Raw genomic sequence first — 15666 nt, 5'->3', positions numbered from 1 at the left:
CCCAACGCGAGCAGCGGCAGCGCGGCATGCGACACCCCGTCACCGAGCGAGGACACCGTCTGCGCAGCCCACAGCCGCCCGAACCCGGTCGGCAACCTCCGAACGTCTGAGGTCACTTGGCGCTCCCTTCGGCCTGCTCGCGCCGCGCCGGGTGGAACAGAGCGACCGGGGCCTGTAACCGCGCCCCCAGCTGTCCCCGCAGCTTCCGCGTCCGTACCACCTTCACGACGCCGGCCCGTTCGAGCATCCGTACTCGACAGCTGGCACTCCCCTTGGCTTTGGCGGTGTGCCGAACCAGCGGGAGAGCGCGTCTCGCAACGTGGCCCCGGCGGTGACGGTGGGTTCGTCGAGCGTCGCGGCCCAGGCGACGTGCCCGTCGGGGCGGATCAGGAGGACGTCTGCTGGTCGGGTGTCGGTCTTCGCGGTGCGAATGTCGACGCGAGCGACCCAGTCTCTGGCAATCTGGCGCAACTCGGGGCGGTCGGCAAGGTCGAGGAGGACGGGCCGTGCGGTGTGCATGAGCTTCGCGACGCTGGTTATGCCCCGGTCGGTGTGCAGGGTGAGGTCGGGTACGAAGGTGCCGGCCAAGGCGTGGTGGCCGGTGCCCGGCATCGGGTAGCGGACGTCGGCATGAGCGACGAGTGCTCCCATCCGGCGCAGCGCCGGCTCGTCGGCGACCAGTTCCTGGAAGACCTGCCGGAGCGCTTCGGCGGCCGGGTCGTGTCCGCGCCTCATGGCCGCCTGGGCTCGGGTCTGCAGCTGTGCACGTGCGCCGGCGAGGTGGCGCTCGTCGTGGTACGTGTCCAGCAGGCCGGCCGGCGCCCAGCCGTGGATGTCGGCGCCCAGCTTCCAGGCGAGGTTGACCGTGTCGAGCATGCCGACGGTGAGTGCCGTACCGGTGGCGGGGAACAGATGGGCTGCGTCGCCGGCCAGCATGATCCGCCCGTGGCGGTATCGTTCGGCCTGCCGATCCTTGAACGTGTAGCGCGACAGCCGGATCGGTTCCCCCAGCGGGAGGTCCGCGCCGAGCACACGGCGAGCGCTCTCTGCGAGTTCGGTCAGGGTCAGCGGTTCGTCGTCGTCGTACTCGGTGGTTTCGTCCTCGGTGATCTGCACGAACAGGACGCCGGCGGTGATCGCGAACGCGAACACACCGCGGTCCGTCCGCGTGAACCCCGCGCGGATCCGGCCCAGCCCGGGAACGTCGATGTCACCGTTGTCCAGCACCGTCACCGAGTCGGGCACGGTGACTTGGCCCAGCCTGTTGACCTCCGGGTAGGTCACGCCGGGGAACGCGATCCCCGCGAGGTCGCGGATCCGGCTGCGCCCACCGTCGCAACCGACCAGGTATCGAGCGGTCACTCGCGCGGGCCCGTCCGGCCCACGCACGTCCGCGGTCACCGTGGCATCGTCCTGGGTCACCCCGACCACGTCGTGTCCGCGACGGACGTCAGCGCCGAGTTCCCGCGCGCGTTCCTCGAGCAGTCGCTCGACCTCCCGCTGCGGAATTGGCATCGCCCGCATCGGCGGATCCACCAGGTGCGTGAAGTCCAGGTGCATGGTGCCGAACGGAAATCGAGGGGCCACCTGGGGATTGCTGCTGGCCTCCTCGAATCGCTCCAGAATTCCCCGGTGGCGCAGCAGGTCCAGGATCCGCCCGCCGAGGCCGCTGGCCTTCGGGATGTCTCGCGGCTGCGGGTGGCGCTCCAGCACCACCGTTCGGGCTCCGGCCAGGCGCAATTCCCCGGCCAACATCAGGCCCGCCGGACCGGCGCCCACGATGATTACGTCAGTCTCCATTACTCGCCATTCCCCTCTGAGGTTCTCTTCGCCCCTGGCACCGCCGTCGCGGCAGGTGCCGGCGTCAGCCGGTCCTCTCGCTGAGTTGTTCCACGTGGCCGGCACGTAGCTGTAGGTGCGTGGCGGCGAACCGAGCCCGCATCCGGCGGTCGTGGGTGACGACGACCACTGCGCCCTGGTAGTCGACCAGCGCCTGCTCCAGCTCCTCGACCAGAGCAGGGCTGAGGTGATTGGTCGGCTCGTCCAGGAGCAGCAGGTCGACCGGCTTGCTGACCAGGCGGGCCACTTCGAGCCTGCGGAGTTGTCCGTACGACAGCTCCCTTACCCGCAACCGCAGGTCAGTCGGCCGAAACAGGCCCAGCGACAGCAGTTCGTCCGGGTCACCAGCCGGCCCGCCGGCGAACGCTTCCAACACGGTCAGGTTCGGCGGCCACGGCGTCATCTGCTGCCGCAGGTGACCGATCCGGCCCTGGGTGCGTACCGTTCCATGGTCCGGGCGCAGTTCTCCTGCCAGGACCCGGATGAGGGTGGACTTGCCCGCCCCGTTGGGCCCGGTGACCAGAAGCCGGTCCGTGCCGCCGATCCGCAGTGACGGCACGTACAGCCGGTCGGTGACGCGAACCTCGGTGAGCTCGGCAACCGTCTCCGGGGCGTCCTTGTCGACGCCGGTGATACTGGCCGAGAACACCAGCGGGTCGGGCGGCGGCGCGACCGGGTTTGCCGTGAGACGCTCGATGCGCTCCTTGGCGTTGCGGATGCGTCCCATCGCACCGTGATCACGGCCGCGGGCACGGAAGGCGCCGTGCCCGAACTTGGCCATCGGCGCCTTGCGCGGGATCGCTTCCAGACGGAACGCGTTGGCGGCAGCGAGCTTACGGTTGCGGACCAGCTGATGGCGCCAGTCTTCGTACTCCTGTAGCCGACGGCGGCGTTCGGCGGCCGTGGCGGTCAGGTACCCGTCGTAGCCGTCGCCGTGGCGTGTCACCGTGCCCTGACCGACGTCCAGGATTGTGTCGGTGACCCGGCTGAGGAACTCCCGGTCATGGGTGACCGCGAGCAGTGTGCCGCGGTGCTGCCGCAGGCGCGCCTCCAGCCAGCCCACGGCCTGATCATCGAGGTCGTTGGTCGGCTCGTCGAGCAGGAGCAGTTCCGGCTGGGAGGCCAGCGTGGCGGCCAGCGCCAGCCGGGACCGCTCCCCACCGGACAGGGTGCCGAGCGCCCGCGTACGGTCCAGATTCGGCAGGCCGAGCCGGTGCAACGCCTTCTCGACCCGGGTGTCCGCCCCGTACCCGCCCCGTGCTTCGTAACGGGAAACCAGCCCGGCGTAGTGCTCCAGGCCCGCGACGAGTTCAGCCCTCGACAGACCGTTCAGTCCGGCTTCGGTGTGCATGATCAGCGACTCGAGCTCGCGGAGGTCGGCCAGAGAGAGGTCGATCGCGTCCTGGACCGAGGCATGTGGCGGCAGCGGCAGCGATTGGGCCAGGTAGCCGACACCGCCGGGGGCAATCACCGTCAGTTCCCCATTGTCGGGTCGGTCCACCCCGGCGATCAGGCGTAACAGGGTCGACTTCCCGGCGCCGTTGTCGCCGATGATGCCGACCTTCTCGCCCGGTTTGACGCTGAAGGACACGCCGGCCAGCACGGTGCGCTCGTCGTAGCGGCGGATGATGTGATGCAGCGAAAGTTGCGACGTGAGCAAGACGGCCCCCGATCTGACGGATTGACAAGGACATGCCGGTGACGGCCGTTCGGCAGCAGCTCGTCGACGGCCGCGAACTGGCCGGTGACGCCGATGGCCGCGCGGACCGCCTTGGCGTCGGTGGCAAGGTCGTGGCCGGCGACTCGGACCGCGCCGCCGTCGGCCTGCACCAGCGTGGTCAGCACGTTCACCGTCGTCGTCTTGCCCGCGCCGTTGGGGCCGAGCAGACAGAACACCGTGCCGGCGTGGACGTCGAAGTCGACGCCGTCGAGGACGGTCTTGTCCTTGTACGCCTTGCGCAGGCCTGAGACCGAGATCGCCGGGGTCGTCACGTGGTCACCTCCGGGGGGCCTCGGCGGCGTCGAGCGCCGCGATGATCTTTTTGGTCATGTCGGCGACGGTGGGACCGGGTGCGCCCTGCCGGCTAGGGACGGCCGCGTCGAGGGCGACGACGGTGCGGCGGAAGTTGTCGGCCTCGGCCGGAGCCTGCTCGGCGAGCAGGCGCATCGCCTCGGTCAGGGCGGGCAGAACACGGTCGGCGATCTCGGCCGGCGACCTGCCGCCCAGGTCACTACCCGTGGACTTCTCCGCGAGTGCCCGACCAGGCCGGTTGCCGAGGCCAGGGCGATGGACCCTCCGGTGGCGATCTTGTGGGGTGAGCCGCCGGCGGCTCCGGCGGCCGACAGCAGCGTGACCGCACCGTACGCGGCCGTGCGAAGCGTGAGTTTGTCCTGGGTGGAAGGTTGACGGACACGGTGGTGAGCTCCTTGACGTTGACGTTGACGTTGACGTTGACGTTGACGTTGACGTTGACGTTGACGTGGGCAGGTGGCGACCGCCGGGTGGCGGCCCGGGATCACCGGGCGGGTCTCGGCTCTCGCCCGGGGCGGCGCACATCCAGGGGCGGATAGCATCTTTCATGACAAACCTCCCTCCAGCGGGGACGCGTCGGCCCGGTGCTGCTGGACCGGAGTCAGGGCCGCCGGTTACGGCAGGGTGAGTTCGTAGCGGATACGCCGCCCGAGAGGGCGGAAGCCCAGGTGTCGATGCAGGGCGACCAGGTCGGAGTCCTCTTCGGCGGTGCGAGTCTCGATCTCCTCGACGTGTGGGTGGATCTCGCGCAGTCGCGTGAGCAGAGCGGCGTTGACCCACAGCCCCAGCCGCCGTCCGCGATGACCGACGAGCACGGCAGGGCCGTACTGGCGGGCGCGACGCTGCGACGGTGCACCCGTCATCGCCAAGACATAGGCGACCACGCCGCCGTCCGCCTCGGCGGTGCTCACCACCGCATTACCCGGTCGGCTCGGATACCGGAGTAGTTGCTCGACGCTGTTCGCGCCAGTCGGGTCCCCGGTCCAGTGACGCAGTCGGTATCCGGGGTGCTCGACGTCGACCAACTCACCCAGCCAGGCATGGTGAATATCGCGGTAGGCGAGCAGGTCATGGATCCTGGATCCGGTGCGCCGAAATCCGTGCCGCTCGCAGAACGACTGCGCGGCGGAATCCGGGGCGGTCTCCACGATCAGCCGCCGTCCCACGGCGTATGCACCGACGGCGGCCAGCAGCCGCGATCCGATCCCTCGTCGACGCCACTGCGGCCGCACATACAGGTTCAGATGAAAGATGCCCGGCTGCAGGGCGGTCGGCGGTGGCAGTTCGTACTCGAACGGCATGACCGGACGTAGATCGGCGACTCCGGCCACCGAACCGGGCGACGTCATAGCGTGCCAGCGTGGGGTCCCGAGATGATCCGGCGTCGCCACGATGTCGATCACGCTTTCGCTCATGCGTCCACCATCGCCCGGCCGCCCCGGCCGAACAACGCAGAAGATCGCATCGCCGCATTAGCCAGCGGTGATCGATCGACGACGGACCCCGCGACGGCCGGGGGTCCGAGCCACGCTCATGCCGCCCGTTCTCGTCGTGGCCGTAGACTGCCCAATTCCAGGCCGCAATGATCGAAGGTAGGGCCGTCTGGTGGAACTGCGCGACATCGAGATCTTCCTGACGCTGGCCGAAGAGCTTCACTTCGGTCGCACGGCCGAGCGTTTGCACGTGTCCCAATCGCGGGTCAGTCAGTCGATCAAACAGCAGGAACGCCGGATCGGCGGGGGCCTGTTCGAGCGTACGAGCCGCGCCGTTCGACTCACCCCGCTCGGCGAACGGTTACGCGACCGCCTCCGCGCCGGCTACAGCGAGATCATCTCCGGCATCGAGGAGGCCGCCGCCACCGCACGCGGCCAGGCCGGCACGCTGACCGTCGGCACCATGGCCACCCACTACCAGTCGGTCGAGGCCGTCCTCGACCTGTTCCGGCAGCGGCACCCGCAGTGCGAGCTGCGCCTGCGCGAAATCCTGCCGGCCGACCCGCTCGGGCCGCTGCGGGCCGGTTCGGTCGACATCGGCATTCTCTGGCTGCCCATCCGCGAGCCCGACCTCACGGTCGGGCCGGTCCTGCATCGCGAGGAGCTGGTGCTGGCGGTGGCCGCCGGTCATCCGTTGGCCGGCCGGGGCAGCGTCGAGCTGGAGGATCTCGGCGATCATCCGGTGGTCTACCCCGAGGGACCCATTCCCGACTACGTGTGGGAGGCGCACACCCCGTCCACCACCCCGGCCGGCCGGCCCGTCCGGCGCGGACTGGGCACCGTCACCCTCGAGGAGGCCTTCCGAGCGATCGCCGGCGGCAACGTCGTGTCCCCGATCGGATCGGACGTGGCAGCCACCCGGCAACGGCGGGACATCACCTTCCTGCCCATCACCGACGGACCGGTGCTGCACTACGCACCGGTGTGGCGCAAAGGCGGAGAGAAGGCCCTGGTACACGCCTTCGTTCAAATCGTCACGAAGGCGCAGCAAACGACGTAGCCGGGCCTGGCGCCGCCCTTCCCACCGGCAGACCGTGACTGCGGCTCAACAAGCTTCCGACTGCCGCGCGCCAGAGATTGGCCGGTGCGGGAGAACCCGCATGCCCGGGCATACGATCGTTTACCGAGCGGGACGAGCAGCTACGGGAGTTTCACGCAGGCGGCTGGCGGCCGGTGGATCTGCAGCGGGTCACCGGATACAGCCGGGAATCGACCGGCGCGTCTTCGCCGACGCCCTCGGTAAGCCACTCAGCTCGATCCCGACGACTTCGCCCAGTACGGCATCACCGGCCCAGGGCTAGACCCGCAAGGCCAACAACGTTTCACCTGATCTTCGGCAAGCGATCGCAGCGAGCCTGCGAAGCGACCGGCACGCAACGGGGGACGATAAGAAAGCCGCAGGTCATCAGCCTGCGGCCACCGGCGGAGCGTCGTCTTAGAGACCGTTTCAATTTGAGTTCGGCGTGTCACTTGTGGACGGTCGAGGCTGTCGGTAGATCGATAGGCTGTGCGTGAGAGGGAGATCGTTGACGGGTTGTGGGAGCGGCTCGGGCCGTTGATCCCGGCTCGTACCCGCCGGTTCCGCTCCCCGGGACGGTTGGCCCGTGACGACCGGGCTGCCCTGGCAGGGATCTTGTTCGTGCTGCGGACCGGGATCCCGTGGCAGCAGTTGCCGACCTCGGCGTTCGGGGTGTCGGGCTCGACGTGCTGGCGGCGGCTGGCGCGCTGGCAGGAGCAGGGCGTGTGGCAGCGTCTGCACGAGGTGCTCCTGGCCGAGCTGCGTGCCGTCTGAGCGCTCGACCTGGCCTACGCGGTGGTTGACGCCTCCCACCTGCGCGCCCTCAAAGGGGGGACCACGTCGGGCCGAGCCCGGTCGATCGCGGCCGGCCCGGCAGCAAACGCTTCACCACGTTCGCCGAGTTCGAGGTCGACCTGCTGCAGATCCGGGCCCGGAGGGCATGGCCATTGCCCGGGCAAGGGCAAGCTCAAGGGCCGGGCGCCGAACGGGGCCGACGGCGATCAGGCGAGGTCGTCTGCCCCAGCCGATGGGGCAGCACTTCTGGTGGTCGCCAGGTTAGAGTGCGGCGCCCATTGCTACTGCTGGAGAGAAAATGAAGCACATAACGGGGACGCGGTCCCGCCTCGCGGCAGCTACGGCGGTTATGGCGACCGCGGCGCTGATCGGCGTCCCGACCGTGGCCCATGCCGCAGAGCCACTGCCCGACCTGTTCGTCTCGTTCCACCGCGACCCGGTTGCCGAGGTCGACAACAGCGGAACCACCGTCGGCATGTACGTCTACAACTACGGCGAGGCCACCGCCACCGCGGTGACCGTGACCCTGGACCTGAGCAAGGTCGCCGACTCGGTCACCGCGTCCGTGCCGGACTGGACCGAGAACTGCAAGCTCGCCGATGCCAAGGTCACCTGCACCATGGGCGTGCTCCAGGCCGGCCAGGTCGAGACCCTGATGCCGCTGTCGCTGGCCAGCCGCCAGGGCGCCACCCCCGGCGACGCGGGGTCGGTCACCGTCACCATCGACGGCGCGGAAGACGACATGCGGCCGGTCGACGACACTGCCACATTCCCGGTCACCGTGATCCCGTCCGGACCCGACCTGGTCGCCGCCGCCGCGGACCTGAACAGCGAGGACAAGCCGGTCGGCCCCGGCGACGTCGTTCCGCTCTACGCCGGCGTCGCCAACGAAGGCGACACGGCCACCACCAACTTCACCATCAAACTCGTCGTGCCCACCGCCGCCACGTTCGTCGAGCGGTATAACGACTGCACCTACACCGACTACTGGCCGGACGACGCCGGCGCCCCGTACGTCTACGGGCCCGGGCAGGTCACCTGCACCGTGCCGGTGACCCTCGAACCCGGCGACGGTCTGCTGCTGTTCGACGATCAGACCGGCAAGTCGCTGTTCAACGTCACCTTCGGCCGCAATCTGCCCGGCCCGTACCGAAGCCTCGGCATGATCGAGGTCGCGCTCTCCGGGGAGGCACGCGCGCCGAAGAACACCGTCCGGGCCAAGGGCACCGGGCCGTCGTTCGCCGATGCGGTACGTAAGCAGCAGGCGAAGGCTCGGAACACCGGCCTCGACGCGCAGCGCGAGCTCGATGAGTCGGACAACTACGCCGACTTCAGCTTCTGGAGCAAGAAGAACACCCTCGACATCGCGGTCACCGCACCTGCCGTCAAGGGCGCCGTCGGGCAGACCGTCGACCTCACCTACGAGGTCGTCAACAACGGCCCGTCCGACGGTGGTGGCCCGTCCGTCGTCATCACCGCGCCGACCGGTGCCGTGCTCCTGCCCTCCCCCGAGTGGTGCTGGACCGACGGCACTGACTATGAGACGCGACCGGAGTCGAAGAAGCTGCGCTGCAACTTCGAGAGCGAGTTCCCCACCGTTGCCTCCGGCTACGGCAGGATCAAGGCGACCGTCCAGCTGAAGATCAAGTCGACTCCGGGCGAGGACGGCACGATCGAAGCCCGCAGTGTCGTCACCGGATCCGAAGAGGCCAAGCCGGAGAACAACACCGCCCGCATCGTCATCACCTCGGACAGCGGCGGCTCCGGCGGCGGCCTGCCGATTACCGGCGCCCGCGCCGGTGTCCTGGCGGCCGCGGGCGCCGGGGTGCTCGCGCTCGGCGCGGTGCTGCTCGTGCTGTTCCGCCGTCGCCGGGTTGTGCTGCAGGTGCCGCGCGACTGACCCGGCGCAACGGGACAACGGCAGGTGGTGAACCCGGCCCCGGGTTCACCACCTGCCGTTTCACATGATCTCGGATCGGCGAGCGCCGAGGGCAGAGCCGAGGACCAGGACGCCCCGGTCGCGGACGTTGGCGAGCTTGGTGGGTCCAGGGTGTCCACCATGGTCCCAAGGGTGGTGACGACGAGCGGCTTGGCGCGGCGGGTGGTACGGCCGGCGTCGGCGGAGTCGCGCCGGTAGGTGCGGAGGATGTCCCGGGCGGCTTCGGTGGCGAGCCGGCCGGCGCCGGCGGACCGGTGGGCGACGGCGACGGTCGGTCGGGCACGGTCACGCGACGGCCTTCGTCGCGGCGGCCGGGCGCGCTCCAACACCCGGTACACCGTCTGCCGCGACACCTCGAACAGCTCGGCCAGGGTCGACAACGACGGGTGCTCCCCGGCGGCGTGCAGCTTGAGCAGATGCGCCTGCCGGATGGCCGACAGCTGCCCGGCGTCGACCGAAATAACCTGCACGCATCCCTCGCCAGCTTGCTCAACACCGCCACGATCATTCGCGGTGGAACCAGTCGTCCGATGATGCGTCCCGTGTTCTCCTACCTCGATTGGGCCAACGAGGTACGCCGTCAGCTCCGAAATCAGGGCAGCGCTGCCGACCTCGACCGCCTTGCACCGGCGGACCGGTACCAGCTACTCCTGTCCACCGCGGCCTCCCTGCAGGGGGACCGACTGGACGCCGAGAGGGTCCTCGACGGTCTCCTCGCAATGGAGCTGGACGAACGAATGAGTGCCTTCACGGAGGCCATTGCCGGGGTCAAGTCGCAGGTGAAGCAGTTCGAGAGGGCCGGGCGTCCCGTCGTGCTCGACAGCAACGTCCACCTGCACCATCCGCAGAAGCTGGAGGAGCTAGACCTCGCCTCGGCGCTCGGAACGCGCTACGACCCGATCCACATCCTCGTGCCGATGATCGTGGTGGACGAACTCGCTCTGAAGCAGCACAGCAAGGCTCACAACGGTGGCGCATTATGGTGCGCGACGAAAAACCGCATTACCGGCATTCGGTAAGGCGGTTCGCGCGTCTTATGGGTCCGCGGTTTGTGGGTGCGGTGCCGAGATTTGTGGACCCTCGCGGCGGCCCAGCTCGGCGACCTCTCCGAGGCCGACCAGGCCGCGCTGAAGCACCTCCAGTGGTTCTACGAGAACAAGTTCTCCTTCAAGGGGTGGCGCCCGGCTGAAATTTGAGATCATGTCGCGATGGTTGTCATCGTGCAGCTACCGGACCCTAAGACTTGGCTGGGTGCCATCGGCTACAGCAGCCTGCTGTACGCGGCTCTCGACATCGCCACTCCGCTGGTGTTCCTGGTTCTGGAACCATCCGCGCTCTGGTGGTACCCACTGCCATACCTGGTCATCGGCTGGCTAGCCGGTAGCGTGCTGACCTTCATCCTTCGGACAACGGACTCATGGCGCACGACATGGCGGCCTCGCGTCGCGAAACTCGTCCTCGCGGCATGCGCCGCCCTGCTCGGACTGCTCCGGCACACGCTCGGCGGAGCGACCCCGAATGGCGACTTCGATCCGCTGTTCTACTTCCTACCGCTGCCGGCGATGGTGGTCTGCATTGCGCTGACCGGCTGGTACCTCAGTCGGTAACCCGGCCGCATGCAGCCTGTCAATGGGCTGGTCCGCAACAGCCAGCCATGTGCATCGAGCACCGCCGTCTTGCGGGTTGGCGGGTTCCACACGATCCGGTCGGTGTTTCCGCGCGGCCTACCTCAGGGGTGCCGGCGTCAGCCCTCGGTTCCTCGGGCGCCCGCGCGCGGGAGACGACTCCAGAAACCTGGTGGTGTTCGTCGTGTCTCCTGGCACCGCCGGGAGGGCGGGTGACGCCGGAGGGCGGAGTCGTGGTGGTGCCACGTTCCGCCGATGGGCCATGTCCTTCGCGCTCATGGACCTGATGAGTGGGACGGCACGGGTGGGGAGTCTGGAATGCCGGCATCCGGTGGGTTGCCGCAGGCTGCCCCACCGTGGAGGTGGGCGAATCCAGGCCATCGCGGACGGCAGGGAGGGCCGTACTGGGCCGCTCAGCGGATTCAGAGGACCGGCACAGCGGCCGGTGCGATCGACAGCCGGCGGGACGTGGCCCGCATCAGCGGCAGGAAGGCCCGCTCGGCATCTCCGACGTCGAGTCCAGCGATTCGGCAGGAAGGCCGCGCCTAGCGTGCTCGACGAGCGGCAGAGTAGCACCGGGTGCGGACACGTCAACCCGTCGTGACCCCGCAGCCCAGGGCGGACCGGCCGGCTGCCGGTGTGGGAGGACTTTCTGTACATCTATTCAAGGTGGCCCTTGACGGGCCGCACGCGCCGCCGCTTGGGCGCGCGCCCCGCGACCGGGTAAGCCGAGCAGACCACCGCCCGACCCGCCAGCGTCCGTACGGACGTCAAGGCCCGCTTGACGTGGCGGGCCGGGCGGCGGCCAGCTCCCCAGGAGGGCGGGTCGACGGCAGACGGGATAGCGGCGAACTCGCGGGCTCGGTGCGCCTCGCAGTCCTTGCCTTGTCAGGTGGGCGTGGTGAGTCCGGATCCTGACTGGCTAGAGTCCCTATTGCCTTCTCGCTGCCTCAAACAGCTCGTTAACCCGGAACTCGCGGTACGTCATTGGGTCACGGCACGGAAATACACGTTCGCCCCGGGCCGGAACATGGACACCATCGCGGCGCCGACCGCGCCGAGGTGCACGATCCGGCTCGTCGCGAACAGCAGCTCCATCAGGGTGACGTCCGCGAAGGCTGAGCTGAGTTCGTTGCCGTCGAGCAGCCACTGGATCGGGTCGATCAGCAGGGAGAGTGAGCCGAACACGCCCAGCAGCAGAGCAAGCGCCAAGCGAGCCCAGTTCCTTCCCTGAGATAGCCGTACGGCGAGGTAGCCGGCTACGACGAAGACGACGAGCCGCACGCCAACCCCGACAACGATCTCGGCCGGCGAGACCGGCCCCTCAGCGAACAGACCGACGACGGCCAGCACCGTCTCGAAGACGCCGGCCGCAATGGCGATCATCCACAGGACAGACGCGGTCCGTACAGAAGCAGGAGCGTCGGCGGTGGCAGGAGACGGGGCGACGATGGCGGTGGGCGTCGCGGTGGTGGCTGAACCGTGGGTGGGCATGGCCGGTCCCTCTCTGAGCAGAAGATTTGTCGGCTCCATGATCTTGGGCGGGAGTAGCTCGCGCACGCCAGCACGCCCCCAGATTTGCGGTAGGGACGCCCTCACCCCACCACGGGGTCTCTCCTACCCAGCGGCCCGGACGCTCTACGAGCTTCGGCTGGCAGAGTCCCCTTGTCGCTGAGCCACCCGACAGAATCGAAGATCATGGGCCATTGCCCAACTGGGTGACAAGGTGAGTGACTACGGGTGCGAACAGTGGTGGACGGTCCCGGACGTCGAAGGACGGTTTTCGCAGCTCGGCGCCCATATAGTGGCAGGTCGCCAAGGAATGATCGTTCTTTCACACCGAAGAGGTCTGGGCAGGGCCCGACTATCTGGCCAGTCGGTCATTGGGCATGATGAGTTCGTGGACGACGTGACGCTAACAAACTTGCCCAACGTCCTACTGCGTGAGGGCTTCAACCCCGACAGCTATCGGGTGTACGGCGGCCTCGGAGCTAACGAACGCTACGTGCTTGACGTCGGCCCGGCGGGTTGGGAGGTTTACTACTGTGATTTACGCGGGATGAAGGACGGCCTCCGAGTCTTCCAGACAGAGGGCGAGGCTTGCGCCTACTTCCTCGAACTCTTGCGGCGCGACCCCACAACGCGGCGGCAACAGTAGGCCTGCACCTCACGGTTGGCCGTCGCGTGCCCGACACGTGCCCGTTCAGTCGGTCAGCAGGGGGCAACAAGAACTAGGGCCTGGGTGACTAGCGAGTGGCGACCGGCAAGCACACGGGCGGACAACCACGGACGCCGGTCGACGATTTCCTCAGCCCACCGCCCATCTCGACGCTGGCCCCGCTAGCCAGGTAGTTCCTTCGCACCGAAGCGGTCGGCGTGGCTGTCGCTGCCGACCTGGTGCCCAGCCGCTCGAAGGACATAGCCTGGCTCTACGTCAGATACCGCCATGTCAGGCAGTACGAGAGACGTGGTATCGGGACGCGAGTGCAGCTCAACGTAGGCGCGGGTCGTGGCCACCACGGTGCCGTCACACAGAACCTCTACCATGTCGCCTTGGCGCAGCTCGGTCGGGCTACAACACCCGGACACGATCACTGGACGGCCGTGAATGTTGAAGACATGGGAGATCACCATCGGCTAGCGCCGCGAGCACGACCGCGAAGACCAGACCGAACGCTGAGAACACCCGCAGGAAGTTTCGGCTCGGCCGTCGACGATCCATGGCCGGACTCTAGAACAGGTCTACAACGACCTGGCGCGGTCGGACCTAGCGCGCGCGGGGGTAGCGGCGGTGAGGGCCGACGGCAGCGGCGACCTGACATCAGCCGTTGACATCAACGAGGGCGGCCGAGGCCGGACCAGCGCGGACGGATGTCGCCTCCGGGCCAATACCGTTGAACGTCAGCGGACGCCACGGCTCCCGGCGGATGCGCCTTGGAAGCGAGGGGTCAAGGCCGGTAAGGGCCATGAGCCCTTGACGGTAGATCTAGGGATGTTCCATCGGCTTACTCCGGCAGCGGGGGAGGGGTGAGCCAGGCGAGGGGTTGTCCGCTGAGAGCGGCGTCGGCGAGGCGGTGGGCGCTCGCGGTCTTGAGCGCGGCTCGTGAGCTGTCGATCCAGCGCTGGACGTTGTCGATGCCCTGATGGCGGTACTCGACGGCTTGGACGAGGCATTCGAGCTTGTCGGCGTCGCGGGCGACGACGGCTTCGAGCGTCTCGCCGGCTTCGTATTCGGCGACGGCGGCGATGATGACGTCGGCGACTGCGGGTGGACAGGTGGCGACTTGGTCGGCGGTGACGGCGGTGTTGGGTGCGGCGGTGAGGTAGCGCTTGGCGATGTGCGGGATGTCGGTGATCCGGGTTTCCTGGGTGTCGTGCAGGACGCAGAGCATGGACACCCGGGCCGGATCCGCGCCTTCCATGGCGGCGAGCACCATTCCGATGAGCGCGGTCCGGAACGAGTGTTCGGCGATCGACTCGGGGTGCTTGACGCCGGCGAACCACCAGCCGGTGCGGGCGGCGCGTTTGAGGACACCGGCTTCGAATATGAAGCTCATCGCTCCAGCGGCGTCGTGGTCGTCGGTCATCTGCCCGTCCCTGTGCCGGTGAGTCCGTCCGCCCGCAGGCTGTAGACGATAGAGGTTAGTTCCTGCCGGGACTGCGCGGAGATCCGGTCACTGTCCAGGAGCGGGACACTGCGGTCGAGGAGTGCCCGGGTCGCGGCGGGGTTGTCGACGGTGAGACCGCGTCGTGCGGCCAGCAGAGCCCAGGTGTTGTGGATGTTGAGGTCGACGAAGGGGTGCCCAGGTTCCAGGCGTTGGACCAGGTGCCGAAGAAGGATTGAGCCATGCCAGTCAGCGAGCGCTTCGGGCATGAAGGAGTCGTCGCGGTGGCGGTACGGGATCTCGCCCACCCAGTAGGCCGAGTAGTTGAGGGCTGCTCGCTCGCAGGCGTCGTCCGGGTGTGCGCGGGCGATGAAGTCCCGCAGAGGTTCCGGGTCGCCCTGGTTGGCCAGGGACGTGACGACGGAGCGTGCGTCCGGCCACAGCGGTGACCAGGTGCGGAAGGTGGTCACCCGGCGGGCGCGGGCGGTGGTCTGGGCGAGCCATCCTGCCGCTGACCTGGTGGGGTCCATGCCGGAGAGGAAGCAGGCTTGCCGGTGCAGCAGCACGTTTCGATCCTGTCCGGCTGCGGCGCGTTCGGCGAGCACGTGAAGGTGAGCGAAGAACGCGCGTTGCTCGTCGACGGGCAAGGTCGGCCCGGACGCGACCGGACCCCGCCGGGGATGGGCGACGGGTAGCCCTCTGGCGAAGGTCGGTGTTCGCCCGAGGACGGCCCAGAGGATCAGATCGGTCAGGCGGTGGGTGAGTACTGACCAACCCAGCGGCTGTTCGGCGATGTCGCAGCGGTCCACTTTCTCGTCGAGGACTGCGGCGAGGATGAAGTCTGCCTCGGCGGCGTCGTCGAGTGCGGCGAGCAGGACTGCGTTCGCGCCGAGCCGTCTGAGCCGGTGCCGAACGGTGATCGCTTGCCCGAGCGGCACCGCGGTGAATGACCGCCGCCCGGATTCCCAGCTCTGCACGGTCACGCGGTCGACGCCCAGGCCCACGGCGAGCTGCTCCTGCGTCAGCGGGATGGACTCCCGGATCAGCTTGAACAGGTAGCCGGTCACCCCGCCACGCTGTAGTGCCGATCGTCCGCGACCTGCCATCCGTCATCCCTACATTGACCGGTGGTCGACGTTCCCGCCGTGAAACCAATGCTGCGGCAGGACATATGGCCTGCTCACCCGTACTACGGGTGAGTCCAACCGCCGTCGCCGTGATCGTAGCGTCGCAGTTACCGAACGTTCCAGAGCCGGTCCCGTGGTTCGGGGTCGGTCATGGAGCGCTGCCCGGCGGAGGGAGGCAGTGATGCGGCACAGA

General features: G+C 68.5%; 13 protein-coding genes and 2 pseudogenes. 7 read left to right on the top strand and 8 right to left on the bottom strand.

The window, feature by feature from the left end; all coding sequences use genetic code 11:
- Positions 1-222 precede the first annotated feature (222 nt).
- The 5 genes and pseudogenes from SM577_RS31385 to SM577_RS31365 form a co-directional block, all read right to left on the bottom strand.
- Positions 223-1800 (bottom strand): FAD-dependent monooxygenase, encoded by a 1578-nt coding sequence (locus tag SM577_RS31385; protein WP_302917416.1) that lies wholly within the window; start codon positions 1798-1800, stop codon positions 223-225.
- 64 nt (positions 1801-1864) lie between these two features.
- Positions 1865-3499, bottom strand: a complete 1635-nt coding sequence (locus tag SM577_RS31380) for a TlrC/CarA/OleB/SrmB family ABC-F type ribosomal protection protein (protein ID WP_474588678.1) — start codon at positions 3497-3499, stop codon at positions 1865-1867.
- A 49-nt stretch (positions 3500-3548) separates the two neighbouring features.
- Positions 3549-3831: pseudogene (locus SM577_RS31375) on the bottom strand (ATP-binding cassette domain-containing protein); the annotation flags it as partial.
- 4 nt (positions 3832-3835) lie between these two features.
- On the bottom strand, positions 3836-4006 hold the full coding sequence (locus SM577_RS31370; protein WP_474588677.1) for a hypothetical protein: 171 nt from the start codon (positions 4004-4006) through the stop codon (positions 3836-3838).
- A 479-nt stretch (positions 4007-4485) separates the two neighbouring features.
- On the bottom strand, positions 4486-5286 hold the full coding sequence (locus SM577_RS31365) for a GNAT family N-acetyltransferase (protein ID WP_474588676.1): 801 nt from the start codon (positions 5284-5286) through the stop codon (positions 4486-4488).
- A 190-nt stretch (positions 5287-5476) separates the two neighbouring features.
- Here SM577_RS31365 and SM577_RS31360 point away from each other — a divergent pair, with 190 nt between their 5' ends.
- From SM577_RS31360 to SM577_RS31335, 6 genes and pseudogenes are all read left to right on the top strand, one after another.
- On the top strand, positions 5477-6364 hold the full coding sequence (locus SM577_RS31360) for a LysR family transcriptional regulator (protein ID WP_302917413.1): 888 nt from the start codon (positions 5477-5479) through the stop codon (positions 6362-6364).
- 507 nt (positions 6365-6871) lie between these two features.
- Positions 6872-7263: pseudogene (locus tag SM577_RS31355) on the top strand (transposase); the annotation flags it as partial.
- A 296-nt stretch (positions 7264-7559) separates the two neighbouring features.
- Positions 7560-9077 (top strand): LPXTG cell wall anchor domain-containing protein, encoded by a 1518-nt coding sequence (locus SM577_RS31350; protein ID WP_474588675.1) that lies wholly within the window; start codon positions 7560-7562, stop codon positions 9075-9077.
- A 440-nt stretch (positions 9078-9517) separates the two neighbouring features.
- Positions 9518-10135 (top strand): PIN domain-containing protein, encoded by a 618-nt coding sequence (locus SM577_RS31345; protein WP_474588674.1) that lies wholly within the window; start codon positions 9518-9520, stop codon positions 10133-10135.
- Positions 10136-10186: 51 nt separating this feature from the next.
- Positions 10187-10312 carry a hypothetical protein gene (locus SM577_RS31340; protein ID WP_474582950.1) on the top strand — a complete coding sequence of 42 codons (126 nt, stop codon included), beginning with the start codon at positions 10187-10189 and terminating at the stop codon, positions 10310-10312.
- 12 nt (positions 10313-10324) lie between these two features.
- A complete protein-coding gene (locus tag SM577_RS31335; protein WP_474588673.1) occupies positions 10325-10723 on the top strand; it encodes a hypothetical protein in 399 nt (132 codons plus the stop codon).
- 1002 nt (positions 10724-11725) lie between these two features.
- Here SM577_RS31335 and SM577_RS31330 read toward each other — a convergent pair.
- A complete protein-coding gene (locus tag SM577_RS31330; protein ID WP_302917409.1) occupies positions 11726-12301 on the bottom strand; it encodes a hypothetical protein in 576 nt (191 codons plus the stop codon).
- A 340-nt stretch (positions 12302-12641) separates the two neighbouring features.
- On the opposite strand from SM577_RS31330, the gene SM577_RS31325 reads away from it, so the two are divergent.
- The gene (locus tag SM577_RS31325) at positions 12642-12899 is read left to right on the top strand and encodes a hypothetical protein (protein ID WP_088995185.1); all 258 of its coding nucleotides are present in this window, start codon (positions 12642-12644) and stop codon (positions 12897-12899) included.
- An 847-nt stretch (positions 12900-13746) separates the two neighbouring features.
- Here SM577_RS31325 and SM577_RS31320 read toward each other — a convergent pair.
- Together SM577_RS31320 and SM577_RS31315 are read right to left on the bottom strand one after the other, a co-directional pair.
- Positions 13747-14328: an HD domain-containing protein gene (locus tag SM577_RS31320; RefSeq protein WP_302917408.1), complete on the bottom strand. Its 582-nt coding sequence runs from the start codon at positions 14326-14328 to the stop codon at positions 13747-13749.
- Positions 14325-15452 carry a helix-turn-helix domain-containing protein gene (locus tag SM577_RS31315; protein WP_474588672.1) on the bottom strand — a complete coding sequence of 376 codons (1128 nt, stop codon included), beginning with the start codon at positions 15450-15452 and terminating at the stop codon, positions 14325-14327. The genes SM577_RS31320 and SM577_RS31315 overlap by 4 nt, the downstream gene beginning before the upstream one ends.
- Positions 15453-15666 lie beyond the last annotated feature (214 nt).

Source organism: Micromonospora desertarenae, assembly GCF_056150265.1.
This window is presented reverse-complemented; position numbering and strand designations above follow the sequence as displayed.